Here is a 20,314-nt window from a genome sequence, read left to right on the forward strand (position 1 = left end):
TGTTTTATGGCCTGTTCAAGAGGCCGTTACGGTCGGATTTATGGAGTGGAATTTTCAGAGGGCCGAAAGACTCGCGGCCGCATTGCGTGCCGGTGAAGTGACCTCGGTGGAACTGACCGACCTGGCGATCGCCCGTATCGAGCGGGACGACAAGGCGATCAACGCCATCTGTGTGCCGGACTTCGACCGTGCGCGGGCCGCCGCGCGCGGTGCCGACCAGGCGCGCGCCCGTGGTGAGGACCGGCCGCTGCTCGGCATTCCGGTGACGGTCAAGGAGTCCTACAACGTCGCCGGGCTGCCCACGACTTGGGGCATGCCGCCGCACCGCGACTTCATGCCGGCCGAGGACGCGGTGCAGGTGTCGCGGCTCAAGGCCGCGGGCGCGGTGGTGCTCGGTAAGACCAATGTGCCCGTGGGTCTGCAAGATGTGCAGAGCTTCAACGAGATTTACGGCACCACCAACAACCCGTGGGATCACGGTCGTACGCCGGGTGGATCCTCCGGCGGATCGGCGGCGGCTCTGGCGGCCGGATTCGGCGCGCTGTCCATCGGCTCCGACATCGCCGGTTCATTGCGTACCCCCGCGCATTTCTGCGGTGTCTACGCACATAAGCCGACACTCGGGCTGGCGGCGAGCCGCGGTATGGTCCCGCCGCCCGCGCCTGCCTTGCCGACCGACCATGACCTCGCCGTCGTCGGTCCGATGGCGCGCACCGCCCGCGACCTCACGCTGCTGCTCGACGTCATGGCCGGACCGGACCCGCTGACGCTCGGTGTGGCACACGAGGTGGCCCTGCCGCCCGCGCGCCATGAGCGGCTCCGCGACTTCCGGGTCCTGGTCCTCGACGAGCATCCGCTCATTGCGACCGGGTCCGCCGTACGGGCGGGTGTGAACCGGGTGGCCGACGCGCTCGCCGACGCCGGTGCCCGCGTCGAACGGCACAGTCCGCTGCTGCCCGATCTGGCCGAAGCCTCGACGCTCTACACGCAGTTGCTGTTCTCCAGCCTGGTCGCACGTTTCCCCGTCGAAGCGTACGAGCGGCTACGGACCAGCGCCGCCGCACTGAGCGCGGACGACCAGAGCCTCCATGCGGTGCGGCTGCGCGCCACGGTGTTCAGCCACCGCGACTGGGTCGCGGCGAACAGCCGTCGCGAGCTCCACCGGCACGGCTGGCGGCAGCTCTTCGCCGAGTTCGACGCCGTGGTGTGTCCCATCACGCCCACTCCCGCGTTCCCGCACGACCACAACCCCGATTCGATGCAACGCCGGCTGGACATCGACGGCGTCGAGTACCCGTACCTCGACCAGCTTGTCTGGGCCGGTGTGGCCACCATGCCCGGTCTGCCCGCCACCGCCATACCAGCGGGCCGGTCCCCCGAGGGTCTGCCGGTGGGAGTGCAGCTCATCGGTCCGATGTTCGAGGACCGCACCCCACTGCGGCTGGCCGAACTGCTCGAGCAGAAGATCGGCGGCTTCCAGGCACCGGAGTAGGGCGTCCTGCCGGGTGTCCGTCGAGGGGGCGGGGCAGCCGGGCCACGGCCATGTGCTCCGGCTCCCCCGCACACGGGTGACCGGGCTTTTCAGCCGGTCACCCGTAGGTGCCGTCGCTCGGCCAGCTCCTCCGGGCTCACCACGGTCAGAACGGGGGTACCGGGAGGCGCGAACATGGTCACCACCAGTTGCGACTGCGCGTCCGGAAGGTTGTTGGCGCCCTGGTAGTGGATCACCTCTCCCCCGGGCTCGAACAGGGCGTCACCGGCCTTGAGCACCCGAGGCGCCTCCCCCTCCAGCTCGAAGAGGATCTCGCCCTCGGTCACGATGCCGTACAGCGGTCCGGGGTGCCGGTGCGGCGGCGCGCCAGGGTCACCGGGCGCCAGGGTGACCCGGACGGTCCTGGCCTCGGCACCGGCCGGAATGCGGTCCGCCGCCCCCGGCAGGGTCATGATCACCTCGACGCCATGTGGCAGGTGTGCGTGCTCACCACTCATGTGTTCCTCCAAACAGGGACTGTCCATGGAAAGGACAAGACGGCCTCGCGGTTTGTGACAGTCCCGCCTCCGCTCTTCGAGAAGTCCGACGAAGGAGGAGGCGACGAGGGCGACAGCGCGGTCGTCGTCGTGGGTCAGTTGGCGCAGGACCTCCCCCGCGGTGGTCCCCGACAGCTCGACCAGCGCCTGGGCCAGGCGGATCCGTGTCGCGGAGTCCGCGGTGGGAGCGGCGAGTCCGTCGGCCAGTGCGGTCGTGACGCGGTCCGCGCACCCGGGGTCCTGGGACAGCGTTCCGAGAACCTCTGCCGCTTCGACATCGTTGGAGCCCTCGACCACCATGGCGACGAGGGTCGGCACGGCCGCGGTCACGCCACGCCTGCCCAACGCCAGAGCGGCCTGTCCGCGCACCGTCGGATCCGGGTCCCCGAGCGCGTCCGCGAGCACCGCGGTCGCGCCCGGGGCCTCGGAGATCGCGGCGATCGCCAGCACCGCGCGCCGCCGGATGTCGACGTCCTCCGAGTGCACACCGGCGGCCAGCATCGCCACGCCGTCGCCGCCCGACCGGGCGAGCGCCCAGCGCAGGGCGCCCGCGACGTTGGGGTCGGATTCGGCCAGGACCGCCCCGGCCAGCAGTTCGGCGGGAACCGGCACCTCCCCCGGCCGGGCCAGGACGGCCTGCTGCCTGCGCGCGGCGCTGGTCGAGTTGAGCCCCTGCATGAGTTCGACGATGCGCAGGACGTCCTGCCAGCCGGTGGGCGCCGACGCATCGATCGCGCGCAGCCGCTCGAGCAGCTCCGCTTCCCGCGCCAAGCGGTCTTCCGTCCATTGGATGAGGTCGCTGACCAGGGCGGACGGGGTGAAGGCCGGGTCGTCCAGCGCGCGCCCGATCTGCTTGAGCGAGAGCCCGAGGGACCGCAGGCTCTCCACATGGAAGATCCTGCGGACGTCCTCGGCGGAGTACTCGCGGTAGCCGCCGACGGTGCGACCGGTCGGGCGCACCAGCCCGAGGGCGTCGTAGTGCCGGAGCATCCGGGCACTCACCCCCGAGTGCCGGGCCACCTCGCCGATCAGCAATCCGTGACCTCTTTTTCCGCGGCCTTCGCCGCCTCCGCGGCAGCGGCCCGCTCCGGGCCAAGTGTGACCACTCGCTTCGCCTCTTCGACGGCCGCGTCGAATCCGGTCTCCGGGTCCTGCCGGAGCAGCTCGGTGGCGCGGGCGTGCGTGGCCACCGCCGGGTCGGGGTCCGCCGCGGCCCGCTCCAGGGCGGGCTCGGTCACCTCGCCGAGGTCGACCAGGGCCCGGCTCAGGCTCAGCCGCATATCGCGGTCGCCACGGCCGAGTTGCGTGACCAGTTCGTCGGCCAGGTGCTTCTTCTCGTCCTCGGGTACGAGGACGACCGCGACGCGCCACGCGGTCCGCGCGACCTCGTCGTCCGCGTCGCGCAGCATGTCGCGGGTGATCCAGGCCCACGCGCACTTGTCGCCGATCTTGGAGAGCGTGTGCAGCGCCTGGCTGCGGGCCTGAGTGCGCTCGGCGTCGAGTTCCCGGCGGATCCGGGGCAGGGTGATCTCCGGCGAGAGGCGGGTCAGCGCCCAGGACAGCATGTCCCGTACGAAGAAGTCCGGCTCGACCGCGCATCGCTCGACGAGCGGCTCCAGGAAACCGGGGTCGGGGTTCGAGCCGACCGTCAGGGCCGCCTGAAGCCGGACCGACGAGTCGTCGGCGCTCAGGGCGTTGGCCACGCGGGTGTTCTGCGGGGTTCCGATTGACGTGTTGATCGGGGCCACCTCCTGCACCCAGAACACACGTTATCACCGTGTCAAGGTCAAGCCCGTGACCAGCGGATCGGAAGATCCGCTGGTCACGGGCTTGAGCCGGTGCGTTCTGTGGAGCGGCGCTCAGTCGCGCGATACGGATGCGGCGGACCGGTTCGCGGAGCCGTTGATCACGAACTGCGAGCCGGGCTCCTTCACCACATCGCCCTCGGCCGAGTTGGTGATCGTCACGTTCGTCAGCGTGGCGCTGCCGCGCGCCCCGCTCATCGCGAGGATCCCGGATCCGTTGTTGGACTTGTCGATGGTGACGTTCTCGATCCGGACGCCGGGCATCGTGCCGCCGCCCGTCTTGAACTGGATGCCGTCGTAGGTGGAGTCATGGATGTCGGTGTCGCGGATCGTGACCCCCGGGATGTCCTGCCCCTGGGCGAACAGAGTGATCGCGCCGAACTCCTGCGCCTCGCCCCAGAACGCGCCGCCCGTGCGGTACAGGCCGTTGTTGGCGATGAGCGTCTGGCCCGAGAAGGGCAGCGGGTCATGGTCCGTGGCCAGCATGAGACCCGGGTAGTTCATGGTGTCGGAGATCAGGTTGTTCTCGATCGTGTTGCCGTAGCCGCCGTAGACCGCGATGCCGTTGGCCCGCCAGGGCAGTTGGATGGTGTTGTTGCGGAAGTGGTTGTCGTGGCCGATGTCCGTCGAGGTGTCCTTCACGTATTTGTTGGCCCAGACGGCGAGTGAGTCGTCGCCGGTGTTACGGAAGGAGGAGTTGTATACGGTCGAATTGCGGGTGCCGTTGGTGAAGTTGACGCCGTCGGCGTAGGTGTTGCGGATCCGTACGCCGCTGAACTCGAGGCCGTCACCGGGCCCCCACAGCTCGGGGATGTTGGAGTAGTCGCGGCCGACCCAGGCGCCGACGTTGGCGTGCTCGAGCCATACGTTGGTGATCTTGGTGTTCTTGCCGAAGCGGCCATTGAGCCCGACACCGCCCTCGGCGCCGCCGTCACCGCCACGGATGGTGCCGGAGCCGAAGATGGCGATGTCGGAGATCTTGGTGTTGTCGTCGATGTCGAAGCCGAAGTTGCCCTCATGGGGATGGTTGATGCCGCCCGCTTCCTGGGGCGGGATGAGCGAGTAGAGCTGGGAGTGCCACATCCCGGCACCGCGGATGGTGACGTCCCGGATGCCCATCTGGTTGTACTGGCCGTGATCCTGCGGGTCGTCGGTCAGGATCTTCTTCTCCTGGCGCCACTGGCCCGCGGGGATCCACACACAGGGGATCCGGCCCTCCTGGTCCGCGGTGACGGCGCGCTGGATGGCGTCCGCGTCGTCGATACCGTCGCCCGGCACGGCCCCGTAGTCGGTGATGGAGACGCAGTCGGCGGGCTTGGCGGCCGGTGCCGCCACCTGCTCCAGATCGACCAGGTCGATGATGTAGAAGGCGGCGTCGTCACCGGTGTCCCGCTGGAGCCGGAACTTGGTACCGACCGGGTAGGAGTCGGTGAGCAGGGCGTGGGACTCGTCGAACAGCCGCCGGGCGTCGCCGCCGGGCCGATTGGTCAGGCCCTCCGGGTCGTCGGTGGTGCCGTAGAGCCAACTGTGCTTGGAGGACAGGGTGAGTTTGCGGACGAACTTCCCGTCCGCGTAGAGGCTGATGGTCGCCTCCTTGCCGCCACCGGCCGCCGCGTCCGGGATGGAGTTGCGGACGACGATCGAGTTGGCCGGTGTGGTGGAGGTGAACTCCACGTACTGGCCGGTGGTGTCGAGCCGGACCGATGAGCGCCCGGAGGACTCGGTGGCGAAGTTGGTGTGCCCGAAGGTGCGCTTGGCGTCCGCCTTCAGCAGCGTCCCGTCGTAGCGGCCGTCCTCCGCCTCGTACTCGGTGTACGGCACGGCGGCGCCGCGCCCGACCACGAGGGAGCGGGCGAAGGTGTTGTTGTCCTCGTTGGTCTCGGCGACGGTGCCGGTGGCGTCGGCCGTCGCGGTGAGCGTCGCTCCCCCGCTGGTGGCGGTCCACTCGCCGCTGATGGCCACGGTGGTCGTGCCACCGGCCGGGACGGTGCCCGCCGTGCCGTTCAGCGTGGTCCCGCCGACGGTGAGCCGGGTGACCGATCCGGCGGGCACCGCGCTGGTGCCCCTGTTGTGCACCGCGACGGTGAAGGTGACCTTGGCGCCGACGGCCGGGCTGGCGGGGTTGGTGGTGATGCCGGTGACCTCCAGGTCCGGCCCGGGGGCCTGGCCGATGACCAGCTTCGTGGCGGCGTTGCGGCTGTTGTTGGTGTTGTCGAGCTCGGGGACCGTGTCGGTGGGGTCGACGACGGCGGAGACGGTGTAGCTGCCCATGGGGCGCTTGCCGACCTTGACCGGCACCTTCAGCGAGGCGCCCGGCGCGAGCGCGTCGACGGCGCCACTGCCCGCGTCCGCGCCCTCCAGGCTGACGTTCACCGTGGTCGCGGGCGCGGCGGCCGTCCCGGCGTTGCGGACCGTGGCCTCGACGGTGACCGCGTCCGTCTCGGAGGGCGACTGGGGCGACCAGGAGAGATCGGTGACGGTCAGATCGGGCGCGGGCGCGGCCGTGCCGACGACCTCGAACTCGGCGACCTGTCCCCCGCCGGCGCCGGTGTTTCCGGAGAACTGGAGCCGTACGTCCGCGTATCGGCCCGTGACCGGGATGGTCACCATGTTCTTGTTCTGCGACGGGCTGAAGGTGTAGTCGGCCCGGTCCTTCAGCGAGGTGAAACCGGACCCACCGGCCGGCCGCCCCAGCACCTGGATGCTCTGCGACCGGGTGCTCCAGACGGGATCGGGGTTCAGCTTGACGACGACGCCGGTCAGATCGGCGTCGGCGCCGAGCTTCGCGGTCAGCGTCGAGTACTGGCCGTTGGCCTCCCAGTAGCTGGCGGTGCTGCCGTCGTTGGCGTTGGCCGCGATGTAGCTCTGGGTGGTCGACGACGCCTCGATCGGCTTGCGCAGGGCCAGATTGGTGCCCGCGGGCGGGTCCCCGGGGTCCTCCCCGTCGGCCTCCCCGCGCACCTCCACCTCGGAGAGCTGGGCGGCGTTCCAGCCCGTATTGCCGGTCACCTGTACGCGCACGTACCGCGCCTCGGCCGTGACGTCGAGCGCCACGGTGTTGCCGGAGGACGGCGAGAAGTCCTTGCGCGCGTCGGCGGCCACGGTGGTGAAGTTCCGGCCGTCGGCGCTGGCCTGCACCCTCACCCCCTCGGTGCGGGACTCCCAGGACGCGGGGAGCTTCAGGACCACCTCGTCGATGTCCGCCGTGCTGCCGAGGTCGACCTGCACCCACTGTGGGAACGAGCCCGCGGGCCCCTCCCAGTAGGAGGACTGGCTGCCGTCGGTGACATTGCTCGCCGGGTAGGAGCCGTGGGCCCCACTGGCCGTCACCGGCCTGCCCAGCGCCAGGTTCGCTCCCCCTGCGGCATGGGCTGCCACGGGCAGCAGCCCGACCGTGAGCAGACCCGCCGTCACAAGCCCGGCGGCCAACCGCCGACCGTGCTGTCTTCTTCTCATGAGGCCCTCTCGATCCCTTCCCCTGAGCGCCCGCGACCGGCCCCGCCACCCGCCGCCCACCGACGCGCAGGGTTTCTCGGGGCAGGGAGCACGCAGGCATGAGGGAGCGGTGCGCCTGGTGGACGATGACGGTGTTCAGCGGGCCCGGACGATGTCGCGGTGAGGAGGCCGAGCCAGCCGCAGTGCAAGAGTTGAGTAATTTCGTCTATCTTTTGCAGTGCCTTGACGACAGATTTCTACTGCCCATCGACTTTGTCAACGGCCCGGTACGGGGCGGTACTTGACCACTGAGTGCGGTTGGCCGCCATCGCCGTGAGCGCCGCCTCCCCGGAGGCGGCGGCTACTCCTGCCACGTCCCGTCGCGCATGATGGCTCTCCCGCGTAGTTCCGGCTCGCCGCGCCAGGCGAGCACCGTCTTCGGCACCACGCGGACGTAGAGAAAGGGCCCCTCCTCCGCACGAGGGTCCCACCCGAACTTGGCGGTGAACGCCTCGGCCGCGTCTTGGGGGACCTCCTGATCCGGGAAGCACTCCGCCTCGCCCTGGAGCAGCACCACATCGAAGGTGTCCGGCAGTGCCAGGCGCACGCGCGGCTCCTCGCGGAGGTTCCGCGCCGTCACCGAAGTGGCACTGGTGCACATCCAAACGGCCTGCCCATCCCACAGGAACCACAGTGGCACCTGGTGCGGTCCGCGCTCAGGATGCCCCGTCGACACCCATACATCCCGCTCGGTGACGAGCCGGTCCAGTGTGTCGCGCCTTCGCTCCGCCGCCTGGCGACGAACGTATCCCGTCTGCATGGGAGCCGACGCTAGCCAGCGGGCTCACAGCGCGCATGAGGCGCGGGACCTACTACCAGCGACCGGTGGGTGGCCGAGACTCGGCAAGGTCGACGCCTATGCCGGATCCCTGCCGGAGCATGGCCTCCGGGTCGGCGAGGAAGCCGGCCATGCCACGTCGTCGATCGCGAGCCATGGCGCGGTGGCCACGGCCGTGGGGGTGAGCCCGGTGAACGCCTTGACCTCGCGGTGGAGATGGGATTGGTCGGCGTAGCCGCTCTCGGTGGCCACGCCCGCGGCGGGGTGACCGGCCGCGAGAAGGTGGGCCGCGTGGTCGAACCGCACCAGTCGGGCGGCGCGTTTGGGTGTGATGCCGAGCTGGGACCGGAAGCGGGCCGACAGGCGCTTGCGGCTCCAGCCCACCTCCTCCGCCAGGCGCTCGACCCGCACCCGCCCCCGGCCGGTGAGCGTACGCCGCCAGGCGTGGGCCACCTCCGGGTCGACCGGTGGGCGCGTGCCCAGCGGGGATGGTGCGGGGGCCGCCGACCTCCGGTCTTGTACTTATGTCGGCGTGGCGGTGACGATGCCGAGTCCGCCCGGACGGGCGGCACCCTGCTTCATGTCCCCGGGGCGTGGCCGGGACGGCTGTCGGCTCAGGTGCCGCTGCCGAACACCGCCGACTCCGTGGTCCACGCGGCGGCTTGCTCGCTGAGGGAGAGGCCGAGTCCGCCACGGTTCGGGATGACCATACGGCCGTCCTTCAGCTCAAGGCGCTCGTCGAACATCGGCTCCAGCCACTCGAAGTGCTCCACCCACGCCGTGCGCGGGTAGGCGGCGGACAGGTGGACGTGGATCTCCATCACGAAGTGCGGTGCCAGCGCCCGGCCCTTGTAGTCGGCGAGCGCCGAGATCTGGAGGAACGGAGTGATACCGCCCGCCCGGGGCGCGTCGGGCTGCACGAAGTCGGAGGATCCGGCCTCGATGAGCGCCGCGTGCTCGCCAAAGCTGGTCAGCATCTCGCCGGTGGCCACCGGGGTGTCGAGCGTGGCCGCGAGGTCGGCGTGGCCTTCGGCGTCGTAGGCGTCGAGCGGTTCCTCGATCCGGGTGAGGTTGAACCTCTCCGGCACCCGGCCACCGCCTCAGGACGCGGGATCACGGAGCGCCTGCTCAGCCCGGTGGACCGAAGGGCCCGAAGGGACCGACAGGACCGAAGGGATGCCCGCTCCCGTGCGACGCCGCTCGGAGGAGGCGAGGCGGTGGGTGGCCAGCAGGGCGAGCGCGGTCAGGCCGACTCCGGTCCAGCTAAGGCGGGTCACCGCCACGGTGAGCGGCATCCAGGCGGACAACAGCCCGACGGCGACCGCGGGCGCCCCGGATCCCCAGTAGAACAGCAGGTACAGGGCGGCCCCGATCCCGGCGCGCTGCCCGGCCGGTGTCCGTGCGTCGACCGCTCGCGCGGCGCCGCTGTAGGCGAGCCCGTGCCCGATACCGGCGAGGACCGTGGAGCCGAGCGTGGCGGGCAGCGAGGAGGCCCCGGTGGACGCGAGGAGCAACAGACTCCCGGCGAGCCCGGCGAGGCCGAACCGCTGGGCGGTGTACGGGGTGCAGCGCGCCCCGGCGAGTTGGGCCGGCACGGACCAGAGCAGGATGCTTCCGAGCACTCCGCCGGTCAGGGCCGGATGGTCGCCGTGCGGGGTCCGCTCGAGGAGTGCCGGCAGCAGGGCGAGGTAGATGCCGACGACGGCCCAGGCGAGAAACCCGCCCAGCCCCGCGACGAGAAAGAGCGTGCGGAGGGCCGGTGGGATATGCGGGCGGGTGGGGCGCCACCGCCATCGCGCCCCTCCTCCGCGCGTGGCCGTCGGCGCGGGCACGATCCGGTCCAGCCGATGCCACACCCACGCCAGCAGGGCCAGATGCAGTACATAGGGAGTGGTCAGCGTTCCGGGTGCGTACTGGGCGAGCAGGCCCGAGACCACCGGCCCCGCGGCGGTGCCCGCCGCGAAGGCCAGGCTCGCGAGCAGCGGTCCGGCGATGCGGGCGGTGGGGCCGCGGTGCCGGGTGATGAGCGCCTGGGCCGCTCCGGTCGCGGCGCCCAGGGCCAGCGCGTGGCCGATCCGGCCGGCGAAGAGCCAGACCGGGTCGTCGGCGAGCAGGAAGCAGCATGAGCCGACGGCGGCGAGCAGCACGCTCAGCCGTAGCACCGGCCGGTGGCCGACGATGTCCGCCGCTGGTCCGCACAGCAGCAGCGCCGGGCCGCTGGCCAGCGCGAACGTCGCGAAGAGCAGGGTCATGACCAGGTCGTCGTAGCCGAAGAGACGCTGGTAGTCGGGGTAGAGCGGGCTGGGGAGATAGGCGCCCGCCGTCAGGACCATCACCAGGAGTACGGCGGTTCGTACCGCCCGATCCGAGACTGTCTGCCGCTCCGTCACGTGAGTCAGTGTGCGGCCGGAGAGAGGCAAGGAAAATCAAACGATTCCCGGCCTCACCGTGCAAAATGTTTTCATGATTGACTCCCGGCTGCGGATCCTCCAGATGGTCGCCGAGCACGGCTCGGTCACCGCCGCGGCACGGGCGCTGCACTACACCCCCTCCGCCGTCTCCTACCAGTTGCGCCGGCTCGCCGAGGAGGTCGGAGCGGACCTGGTGGTGCAGCAAGGCCGCGGCATCCGCCTGACGAACGCGGCCCGCGTCCTGCTGCGCCACGCGGAGCGCCTTCGGGAACAGTGGGAACTCGCCCGAGCCGAGCTGGCCGCCGCCGGTACCGAGCCCACGGGACAGGTCACCCTGTGCGGGTTCTCCACCGCCGCCAGCCGTCTGCTGCCTCCCGCGGCGGCCGACCTGCGGGACGCCCATCCCCATCTCACGGTGCGGATCATCGAGGCCGAGCCCGACCGCTGCTTCGACCTGCTGCTCTCGGAAGAGGCCGACCTCGCGCTGCTCGTCGTCACCGCCGATTCACCGCCCATGACCGACCGGCGCTTCGACCAGCGGCCGCTGCTGGACGACCCGCTGGACCTGGTCGTCCCCCGGGACCACCCGCTGACCCGGCAGCGGCGGGTCACACTGGCCGACGCCGCACGCGAGCCGTGGATCGTGGGCAACCCGGGCACGACCTACCACCAGTTGGTGCTCGCCGCCTGCATGAGCGCGGGCTTCACGCCCCATATCGCGCACCACGCGGACGAGTGGGGCACCGGAACCGCCCTGGTCGCCCACGGCTTCGGCGTCATCCTCGTACCGCGCCTGGCGCAACTGAGCGAGGAATCGCTGGTGGCACGTCTCCCGCTGCACGGTGAACCGGCCCCGGCCCGCCGCATCATGGCCGTGACCCGCCGCGGAGCCGGCGAGATCCCCGTGCTCACCCACGCCGCGCGGACCATCACCGCGGCCGCCACACGGTTGCTGCCCATGCACTGACTTCCCGGCCCGGGAAGAGGAGGGAAGCACGCCGGTGCGCGCCGCGGACGGCGAGGGTGAACTTTTTTGGATTTCCGGGTGACGTAATCCGTCACACCGCGCCTCGTCCGTTCATGCGCGCCAGATCTGCGGGTGTTACGCCTTCGTGATGTGCGGGGTGCCGGATCGCCCGGCTGTGACCTGGAGCGATGCAGGATTCCCTCATTGACGAGTGGAAACGCGCTCATTAGCGTCCGCCCCATGACCCACCAAGCACCCGTGGACACCATTGATGACCTGGACCGTTGCGTGATCGCGGCGCTCCAGCTCAACGGTCGTGCCCCGTGGTGCGCGGTGGCCCGTTGGGTGGGTACCAGCGAGACGACCGCCCAGCGGCGCTACAAGGCCCTGCGCGAGCGGGGAGTGCTGCGGGTCGTCGGCACGCTGGAGCTGGACCGCACCCGGGAGGGCTCGTCCATGCTGGTCCGGGTGCAGGCCAGGCCCGGTCGCGGGCTGGATCTCGCGGATCAGCTCGCCGTCAGCCCGGATGTGCGCTTCCTGGCCGTCGTCACCGGCGCGGCCGATCTCATCGTCGATTTCGTTGCCCGTGACAACGAGGAGATGATGCGGATGCTCTTCACCGACCTGCCCGGGGCCGATCTGATCACCAGCACCGAGGCGGTCGCCGTCATCCGTGCGTTCACCTCCGCGTCGATGTGGGACACCGGGCTGCTGCCCGCCGAGGCGGCCGCGGACCTGCGGCCCGCTTCCCTCGCGTCCTCGTGCGACCGCGACGACTGGGACGGGGCGCCAAAAGCGCTGACCGCCCTGGAGCAGGAGGTCGTGGCGGCGCTCAAGGAGGACGGCCGGGCCCAGGTCAGCGCCCTGGCCCGGCGCCTGGGCCACACCGAGGCCGGTATCGCACGCGCCATGGACCGGCTCATCTCCCGCGGCATCCTCCAGTTCCGGACGCTGGTCGAACCGGCCCTGCTCGGGTACGACGCCGAGTTCATGGTGTGGCTGTCGATCGAGCCCGACCGGCTCGAGGCCGCGGGGCGGCAGCTCGCGCGCCATCCGGGAACCAAGTTCCTGGGCGCGGCGACGGGGCGTTTCAACCTCGTCGGACACATGGTTCTGCCGCGTCGCACCGATCTGCTCCGCTACACCAGTGAGGTCATCGGGGCGCTGCCCGGGCTGATCGCCTCCGATGTGACGTTGCACCTCGCCACCTTGAAGTACTCCTGGCACCGGATGGTCCGCACCGTCTGAGCCCCCGGCCGGCTGCCGGGCACACCGCCCGGTGGTGGCCCCGCCGTCACCGCCCGGTGGTGGCCCCGCCGTACCTTCAACCGCCCTCTTCCCGTCCCCCGATCCTTGTGGAGATCACCATGCCCACAGACGACTTCGGCCTGCCCTCGGAGAGCTGGCGCTGGCCCGAGAGCACCTGGCGCGGCCACGTCGACGCGGTCCGCGCCGGGCGGCGGCTGGTCCCGGACCGCTGGCCCGGCGGTGCCCGCGTCGCGGTCGCCCTCTCCTTCGACGCCGACCACGAGACGATCCCGCTGCGCGACGGCGGGACCAGCCCCGGTCTGCTCGCCCAGGGCGAGTACGGAGCCCGCGCCGGTTCCCCGCGGATCCTGGACCTCCTCGCCCGCTACGGCGTCCCCGCGACCTTCTTCATGCCGGCCGTCTCCGCCCTCGTCCACCCCGAGGAGGCCCGCGCCTACACCCGTGACGGGCATGAACTGGCCGTCCACGGCTGGATCCACGAGCGCAACATGCTGCTGGGCCGCGCGGACGAGAAGGACCTCACGGCGCGCGCCCTGGACACCCTCGCCACGCTGACCGGCCACCGCCCGGTCGGCATCCGCACCCCGTCCTGGGACTTCTCGGACTCGACCCTCGCCATCATGCTCGAACTGGGCTTCGCCTACGACTCCTCGCTCATGGCCGACGACGAGCCGTACGAGATCGTCGCCGACGGCCGGCCCACCGGCCTGGTGGAGATCCCCGTCGACTGGATCCGGGACGACGCCCCGTACTTCACCATGGACCGCTACGGGTCCGCCCGCCCGCACAGCCGGCCGCGCGACGTACGGGAGATCTGGACCGACGAGTTCGACGCCGCCTACCGGGACGGCGGCGTCTTCCAGCTCACCCTGCACCCGCATGTCATCGGCCACCGCTCGCGTCTGGTGGCGCTGCGGGAGCTTCTCGACCACATCGCCGCTCACCCCGGCGTCTGGTACGCCACGCACGCGCAGCTCGCCGACACGGCCCGCGATGTGCTGCACGGCCGGACCACATCAGGCTTCGCCGCCGACACTCCGGAGCACACACCATGAACACCGGATCCGCCACGCCCACCGGCCCCCTGCGCCAGGACGGCGCCGCCCCCGCCACGCCCCGGCTCAGCGGCGCCCAGCGCAAGGCCATCGTCGCCGGGACCATCGGCAACACCGTCGAATGGGTCGACTGGGCCCTGTACTCCATCTTCGCCAAGATCATCGCCGATGAGTTCTTCCCGAAGAGCGACGGCGCGGTGGCCCTGCTGTCCACGCTCGCCGTCTTCGCCGTCGGGTTCGTGATGCGCCCGGTCGGTGCCGCCGTCCTCGGCGCCTACGCCGACCGCCATGGCCGCAAGAAGGGCATGACCCTCACGGTCGGTCTGATGGCGGCAGCGGGATTCGTCATCGCGATCACTCCCTCCTACGAGACCATCGGCATCGGCTCGCCGCTGCTTCTGCTGGTCGCCCGGCTGGTGCAGGGCTTCTCCGCCGGTGGCGAGTTCGGCTCGTCCTCCGCGTTCCTCGTCGAGTCGGCGGCCCGTGGCAGGCGTGCGTTCGCCGGGTCCTGGCAGCAGGTGTCGGTCGCCGGCGGTGTGCTCGTCGCCTCCCTCCTGGGCACCCTCGCCACGTCGGCGCTGAGCGAGGACGCCCTGCACTCCTGGGGCTGGCGGGTGGCGTTCATCCTCGGTGGTCTGCTCGGGCTGGTCGGCCTGTGGCTGCGGGTCTCGGTGGCGGACACCGACTCCTTCGCCCAGGTGCGGGGCTCCGGCCGCACCCGCACCAATCCCGTCAAGGCCATGTTCGTGGAGCACCCCGGGGCCGCGCTGCGCGTCGCGGGCATCACGGTGGCGGGCACCCTCACGTACTACATCTGGGTCAACTACCTTCCCACGTACGCGAATCTGACCACCGGCATCCCGCTGAAGACCGCGCTGCTGTCCCAGACGCTGTGTCTGGTCGTCTTCGTCATCGCGCTGCCGCTCGTGGGCGTGGTCTCGGACCGGCTGGGCCGCAAGCCGACCATGGCCGGGTTCGCGGGCGGCTTCGTCGTCCTGGCCTGGCCCCTGCTGCATCTGCTGAGCAACAGTTTCCTCAGCCTGTTCCTGGTCCAGCTCGTCGGCATGCTGCTGATCCTCGGCTACTCCGCCAACTGCGCCGTCATCATGGCCGAGCAGTTCCCACCGGAGGTGCGCGCCACCGGTATCGCCCTGCCGTACGCCCTGGCCGTCGCGCTCTTCGGCGGCACCGCGCCCTATCTGACGACGTGGATGCACGAGAGCGGCCACAGCGATCTGCTGTGGATCTACGTATCGGCGGCCTCACTGATCTCCCTCGTGGTCTACCTCACGATGCCGGAGACCAAGGACAAGGAGTTCAGTTGATGACCCACGTCCTCGTCACCGGCGCCGCGGGCGGCATCGGCGGGGCGATCGCCGAGGAGTTCGCCGCCCGGGGCGCGTTCCTCACCCTCGTCGACCGCGACCTCGCCGCGCTCCGGCCGACCGGGGCACGGGTGGGAACCCGTACCGCGCCACGGGCCGCGGACCTGGCCGACCCCGACGCGCCCACCGCCCTCGTCGAGGCCGCCTGGGCGGAGCACGGCCCCATCGACGTCCTCGTCAACGCGGCGGGCGTCTACCCCTCCCTCGACATGGCCGACGTGGACGCGATGGCCTGGGACCGGCTGTTCGCCGTCAATCTGCGCGCCCCGGTCCTGGCCACCGCAGCCTTCGCCCGGCTCGCCATCCGCCATGGACGGCCCGGTGCGGTCGTCAACATCTCCTCCGGCTCCGCGCTGCGCGCCCGCCCCGGCGGAGGCCCGTACGCGAGCTCGAAGGCCGCCCTGGAGATGGCCACTCGTGCCGCCGCGCTGGAACTGGGCGCGCACGGCATCCGCGTCAACGCGGTCAGCCCCGGTTTCATCCCGGTGGACAGCGACTGCAACCCCGTCTCCGCCCAGTACGCCGAGGCCATCGGCACCAACCCACTGGGCCGCCCGGGAACACCACACGACATCGCCCGGGCGGTGCGCTGGCTCACCGGCCCCGATGCCTCCTGGATCACCGGCGAGGTGTTGCGGGTGGACGGCGGATCCAGCACGGGCGCCCTGCACCTGCCCCGCATCTGGCAGCCCGACGACACCCGCGCCACTGCGCCGCCCGCCCCGGGGCCGGTGACCGCGAACACCGCGACCACGGCGACCACGACCACGAGCAGGGAAGAAGGACGAACAACCCGATGAACGACGCCCAGCCGGTCAGGCCCGGATACACCGTCGTCGGCGCGGGAGCGATCGGCGGCACCCTCGCCTTCGCCCTCGCCCGGGCCGGCCACCCGGTCACCGTCGTGGACACCGACCGCGCCCATGTGGACGCCATCCGCACCCGCGGACTCGTCGTCGCCCGCGGCGACACCCGCGAGAGCGTGCCGGTCACCGCCACCACCCCGGACGAGTTCACCGGCACCCTAGACCGCGTACTGCTGGCCGTGAAGGCGCAGGCCACCGGCACCGCGCTGGACTGGATCGCACCCCGCCTGGCCCCGGACGGCTACGTCGTCTCCCTTCAGAACGGCTTCAACGAGTCGCTGATCGCCCGGCGTCTGGGGGCCGCCCGCACCGTCGCGGCCTTCGTGAACATCTTCGCCGACGTCATCGAACCGGGCGTCGTCCTGGACGGCGGCGCCGGAGCCCTCGTCATCGGCGAGCCGAACGGCGCGCCGGTCAGCCCGAGGGTCCGGGATCTGGTGGCCCATCTGCACAGTTGGGGCCCGGCCGTGGCCAGCGACAACGTCGAGGGATATCTGTGGGCCAAGGCCGGGTTCGGCGCCATGCTCGCCGCCACCGCCCTCGCGGACGCTCCCATGGCCGACCTCATCGACCGGCACCGCCCCGCCATGGCCGCGCTCACCGGCGAGATCTTCGCCGTATCCGACCGCCTCGGCGTCACCCTGGAAGCGTTCGACGCCTTCGAGCCGCACCCCTTCCGGCAAGGGACGGACCCAGCCGCCCAGAACGCCGCCTTCGACCGGCTCACCGCATGGCTGCGCACCCAGACGAAGGACCGCAGCGGTATCTGGCGCGACCTCGCGGTGCGCCACCGGCCCGTGGAAGCCCCCACGCACTACACCGAGGTCTTCCAGCACGCGGCGCGCGAAGGTCTGCCCACCACTCTGCTGCACACGGTCGTGACCGGTCTGCGCCAACTGGAGGGTGCCGCACAGGACATGTCGGAGTCACGGCTGGACGAACTGGACCGCCTGGCCCAGCCCCCCGCGCCCTCGCTCCCGCTCCCGCTCCCGCTCGACGCCGAACAGGCCGAAGCGGTGCGGCGGTGGCTCGACGCCCACCGCGAGGACATGGTCGCCGACCTCGCCGACTACACCTCCCAGGGCAGCGCAAGCGACGACCTGGCCGCCCTGGACACCTGCCTCGGCTGGCTGCGCGACTGGCTCGACCGGCGCCTCGGCACACCGGAGGCGGAGGAGACCCTGGCGCGCGAGGAGGCCGGAGACATCCTCGTCCGCCGCTACCCTGCCCGGGACACCACCGCCGAGGACCACCGCCCCGTCCTTCTCCTCGGCCACTACGACACCGTCTGGCCGACCGGCACCCTCGACACCTGGCCCTTCCGGCGGGACGGCGACCACATCAGCGGCCCCGGCGTCTTCGATATGAAGGCCGGTCTGGTCCAGGCGGTCTGGGCACTGCGCGCCCTCGACTCCCTCGATCTGCCCCGCCCGGCCTGCACCGTGATGCTCAACGGCGACGAGGAGACCGGCAGCCTCGCCTCCCGCGACGCCATCGTCGACGAGGCCGGCGACAGCCGCCTCGCCATGGTCTTCGAGGCCGCCGCCAACGGCGCGATCAAGACAGCCCGCAAGGGCGTCGGACTCTTCACCGTCACGGTCACCGGCACCGAGGCCCACGCCGGTCTGGACCCCACCGCCGGAGCCAGCGCCGTGGACGAACTCGCCCACCAGATCCTGCGTCTGACGGACCTGCGCGCCCCGGACGCGGGCACCTCGCTGAACGTGGGCGTGGTGGAGGGAGGCACCCGCAGCAACGTCACGGCGGGGCACGCCGTCGGCCGCATCGACGTGCGCGTCGCCACCGCCGCCGAACAAAAGCGCCTCGGAGCGGCCCTCGCCGCGGTGCGTCCCGTCGACCCACGGACCCGCGTGGAGGTCACCGGAGGCTGGAACCGCCCGGTCTTCGAACGTACGGAAGGCGTCGCCGCCCTCGCCGGCCTGGCCCGCCGGTGCGCCGCACTGCTCGGACACGACCTGCCCGAGGCGTCGGTCGGCGGAGCCAGCGACGGCAACTTCGTGGTGGCCCGGGGCACACCGGTCCTGGACGGAATCGGCGCGGTGGGCTCGGGCGCACACGCCCGCTCGGAGAACACCTCGGTGTCGGGCATGGTCACCCGTGCGGCGCTGGCCGCCACCGTGCTGGCGGCGCTGGCAAGGGAATGAACCCCCCTGCCCCGAGCGACCCGGCAGGACTTCAACTGCGTGCCTTACAATTCCCCGGCCACTGGCGAAAAATGAGCGGTCGAACGCATGGGCCGCGGGGGCGAGGAGGAAACGCGATGGCAACGGGGGGATGGGGTCCGCCGAACGGCCCCGGGCAGGGAGGCAACCGTTGGGGGCCGCCACCGGCACCCGATCCGTACGGGCCGCCGCCGGCGCCGGATCCGTACGGGCCGCCGCCACCGAACCCCTATGGGCCCCCGCCCCCGCCACCCGGGCCCTACCGGCCCGCGCCCAGGGGCCGGCGCGGGTACCGGCGGGTGCCCTTCCTCGTCTTGATCGTCCCCCTGGCCCGCTCGGTGCACCGGGCCGCGCGACGACTGTTCGACCAGGACGGCGGCGGGCGCGTGCACGATCCCGTGGTCAACCGCGTCCAGATCACCCGCACGGCGATCGGCGTCCTCGCGACGATCGCGCTCTACTACGTGTACGGGTCGGACGACGGCCTGGAGGGCAAGGCCAATGAGAGCGTCGCCCAGCTCATCCTGACCCCGGTCCTGCTGATCATCGCCGGACCGGTGGTGATCGCCCTCTTCATCCGCTACGCGCCCGCGGAGCGGCGGCGGTTGCTGCGCTCCCGGCTCGGCGTCCCGTTCAAGACCGTCGGCTGGTACGTCCTGACCGTGGCCGTCCTCGCCGGCTCGATATACCTGATCTTGGGCACCACGCTGCTGCACGGACTGCACGGGGTATGGCTGTTCGTGGCCGCCGTCCCGGCGCTCTGGTTCGTACTGTGGCTGCTGCCGTTCTTCTTCCTGGCCTCGGCCTACGTCGCGCGCTCCGCCTTCAACACCGCCTATGTGCACGCCGCGCTGCCGGCCGTGATCACCATGGTGATCGTCTGGGTGACCGCCGTCTTCAACGTGACCGGGAGCGGTATGCCGAGCGGGCCGCTGTGGGTTCAATTCTGCTCCCTGTTCGGCGGCCCGCTCTCGGTGACCGGACTCTCCCTGTGGGAGCTGCGCCGACTGCGTACGCGCCACGGCGTGACCATACGCGGCTGAGGCTTCCGGCCATTTTCGGTATCGCGGCGGTCATACGGTGTGCCACCACGCGCTCCGCCGCGTTGCCCGGGAATCGACGGCGGCAGTGGATGGCGGCGGCCGGTTCCGTACCCTGGCGGCATGCGCATGCGCCCCACTTTGAGCTGGACCCCCGTCGAGGACCTGCCGCCGGGCACCACGGACCTGGCTCCGGTCGCCGACGCGCTGAGCACCGGCGGGGTGCTGGTGCTCAGCGGGGCGGGCATCTCCACGGAGTCGGGCATCCCCGACTACCGGGGCGAGGGCGGGAGCCTGAGCCGGCATACCCCGATGACCTACCAGGACTTCACCGGTGGCGCCCGGGCCCGGCGCCGGTACTGGGCCCGCAGCCACCTCGGCTGGCGCACCTTCGGCCGGGCCCGTCCCAACGCCGGGCACCGGACCGTGGCCGCGTTCGCGCGACACGGCCTGCTCTCGGGGGTGATCACCCAGAACGTCGACGGCCTGCACCAGTCCGCCGGCAGCGAGGGCGTCGTGGAACTCCACGGAAGCCTGGACCGGGTCGTCTGCCTCGGCTGCGGCGCCGTCAGCCCGCGCCGCGAGCTGGCCCGGCGGTTGGAGGAGGCCAATGCGGGCTTCGCGCCGGTGGCCGCCGGAATCAACCCGGACGGTGACGCCGACCTCACCGACGAGCAGGTCGGGGACTTCCGCGTGGTGCCCTGCACGGTCTGCGGCGGCATCCTCAAACCGGACGTGGTGTTCTTCGGCGAAGCCGTTCCGCCGCGGCGGGTCGAGCACTGCCGCGAGCTGGTCCGTGAGGCCACCTCACTGCTGGTCCTGGGCTCCTCACTGACGGTGATGTCCGGGCTCCGGTTCGTCCGCCAGGCGGCCAAGGCCGGGAAGCCGGTGCTGATCGTCAACCTGGACCCGACCCGCGGCGACCAGCACGCCGTCACCCGGGTCGCCCTCCCCCTGGGAACGGCACTCACCGCCGTGGCCGACCGACTGGGCATCCCAGGGCCGGCACAGACCTGACTCCGGCACCCTTTC

The 20,314-nt window shown here is 71.4% G+C and carries 15 protein-coding genes and 2 pseudogenes; 9 read left to right on the top strand and 8 right to left on the bottom strand.

Annotated elements, in window-relative coordinates; genetic code table 11:
- Nucleotides 1–40: 40 nt before the first annotated feature.
- Nucleotides 41–1,492 carry an amidase gene (locus tag ACK1X7_RS09165; RefSeq protein WP_413114926.1) on the top strand — a complete coding sequence of 484 codons (1,452 nt, stop codon included), beginning with the start codon at nt 41–43 and terminating at the stop codon, nt 1,490–1,492.
- 89 nt (nt 1,493–1,581) lie between these two features.
- Here the strand turns inward: ACK1X7_RS09165 and ACK1X7_RS09170 are convergent, their stop codons facing one another.
- From ACK1X7_RS09170 to ACK1X7_RS09205, 8 genes and pseudogenes are all read right to left on the bottom strand, one after another.
- Complete coding sequence (locus tag ACK1X7_RS09170; RefSeq protein ID WP_413116860.1) at nt 1,582–2,016, bottom strand: cupin domain-containing protein; 435 nt, start codon at nt 2,014–2,016, stop codon at nt 1,582–1,584.
- Nucleotides 2,017–2,058: 42 nt separating this feature from the next.
- A pseudogene (locus ACK1X7_RS09175) lies at nt 2,059–3,063 on the bottom strand (MerR family transcriptional regulator); the annotation flags it as partial.
- Entirely contained in the window at nt 3,057–3,785 is a 729-nt protein-coding gene (locus ACK1X7_RS09180; protein WP_385141865.1) for a HEAT repeat domain-containing protein, read from the bottom strand. The pseudogene ACK1X7_RS09175 and the gene ACK1X7_RS09180, both read right to left, overlap by 7 nt.
- 102 nt (nt 3,786–3,887) lie before the next feature.
- Entirely contained in the window at nt 3,888–7,289 is a 3,402-nt protein-coding gene (locus ACK1X7_RS09185) for a CARDB domain-containing protein (protein WP_413114927.1), read from the bottom strand.
- Nucleotides 7,290–7,629: 340 nt separating this feature from the next.
- A complete protein-coding gene (locus tag ACK1X7_RS09190; RefSeq protein WP_385141807.1) occupies nt 7,630–8,088 on the bottom strand; it encodes a pyridoxamine 5'-phosphate oxidase family protein in 459 nt (152 codons plus the stop codon).
- 96 nt (nt 8,089–8,184) lie between these two features.
- A pseudogene (locus ACK1X7_RS09195) lies at nt 8,185–8,580 on the bottom strand (helix-turn-helix domain-containing protein); the annotation flags it as partial.
- A 140-nt stretch (nt 8,581–8,720) separates the two neighbouring features.
- Entirely contained in the window at nt 8,721–9,194 is a 474-nt protein-coding gene (locus tag ACK1X7_RS09200; protein WP_413114928.1) for an enolase C-terminal domain-like protein, read from the bottom strand.
- Between the two features lie 12 nt (nt 9,195–9,206).
- On the bottom strand, nt 9,207–10,496 hold the full coding sequence (locus ACK1X7_RS09205) for an MFS transporter (protein ID WP_413114929.1): 1,290 nt from the start codon (nt 10,494–10,496) through the stop codon (nt 9,207–9,209).
- Between the two features lie 73 nt (nt 10,497–10,569).
- Here ACK1X7_RS09205 and ACK1X7_RS09210 point away from each other — a divergent pair, with 73 nt between their 5' ends.
- The 8 genes from ACK1X7_RS09210 to ACK1X7_RS09245 all read left to right on the top strand — a co-directional run bounded on the left by ACK1X7_RS09210 (nt 10,570) and on the right by ACK1X7_RS09245 (nt 20,299).
- A complete protein-coding gene (locus ACK1X7_RS09210) occupies nt 10,570–11,484 on the top strand; it encodes a LysR family transcriptional regulator (RefSeq protein ID WP_385141816.1) in 915 nt (304 codons plus the stop codon).
- Nucleotides 11,485–11,724: 240 nt separating this feature from the next.
- Nucleotides 11,725–12,732 (top strand): Lrp/AsnC family transcriptional regulator, encoded by a 1,008-nt coding sequence (locus ACK1X7_RS09215; RefSeq protein WP_382950485.1) that lies wholly within the window; start codon nt 11,725–11,727, stop codon nt 12,730–12,732.
- A 119-nt stretch (nt 12,733–12,851) separates the two neighbouring features.
- Nucleotides 12,852–13,808 (top strand): polysaccharide deacetylase family protein, encoded by a 957-nt coding sequence (locus ACK1X7_RS09220; protein ID WP_398161381.1) that lies wholly within the window; start codon nt 12,852–12,854, stop codon nt 13,806–13,808.
- Nucleotides 13,805–15,133 (top strand): MFS transporter, encoded by a 1,329-nt coding sequence (locus tag ACK1X7_RS09225; protein ID WP_385141821.1) that lies wholly within the window; start codon nt 13,805–13,807, stop codon nt 15,131–15,133. Before ACK1X7_RS09220 ends, ACK1X7_RS09225 begins: the two co-directional genes overlap by 4 nt.
- Entirely contained in the window at nt 15,133–15,993 is an 861-nt protein-coding gene (locus ACK1X7_RS09230) for an SDR family NAD(P)-dependent oxidoreductase (RefSeq protein WP_413114930.1), read from the top strand. The genes ACK1X7_RS09225 and ACK1X7_RS09230 overlap by 1 nt, the downstream gene beginning before the upstream one ends.
- Nucleotides 15,990–18,224 (top strand): 2-dehydropantoate 2-reductase, encoded by a 2,235-nt coding sequence (locus ACK1X7_RS09235; protein ID WP_390792536.1) that lies wholly within the window; start codon nt 15,990–15,992, stop codon nt 18,222–18,224. Before ACK1X7_RS09230 ends, ACK1X7_RS09235 begins: the two co-directional genes overlap by 4 nt.
- Before the next feature lie 317 nt (nt 18,225–18,541).
- Nucleotides 18,542–19,285 carry a hypothetical protein gene (locus tag ACK1X7_RS09240; protein WP_385141830.1) on the top strand — a complete coding sequence of 248 codons (744 nt, stop codon included), beginning with the start codon at nt 18,542–18,544 and terminating at the stop codon, nt 19,283–19,285.
- Between the two features lie 120 nt (nt 19,286–19,405).
- Entirely contained in the window at nt 19,406–20,299 is an 894-nt protein-coding gene (locus ACK1X7_RS09245) for an NAD-dependent protein deacetylase (RefSeq protein WP_385116021.1), read from the top strand.
- The last annotated feature ends 15 nt before the right edge of the window (nt 20,300–20,314 follow it).

Source organism: Streptomyces sp. CY-1 (assembly GCF_047218265.1).
Taxonomy (GTDB): domain Bacteria; phylum Actinomycetota; class Actinomycetes; order Streptomycetales; family Streptomycetaceae; genus Streptomyces; species Streptomyces niphimycinicus.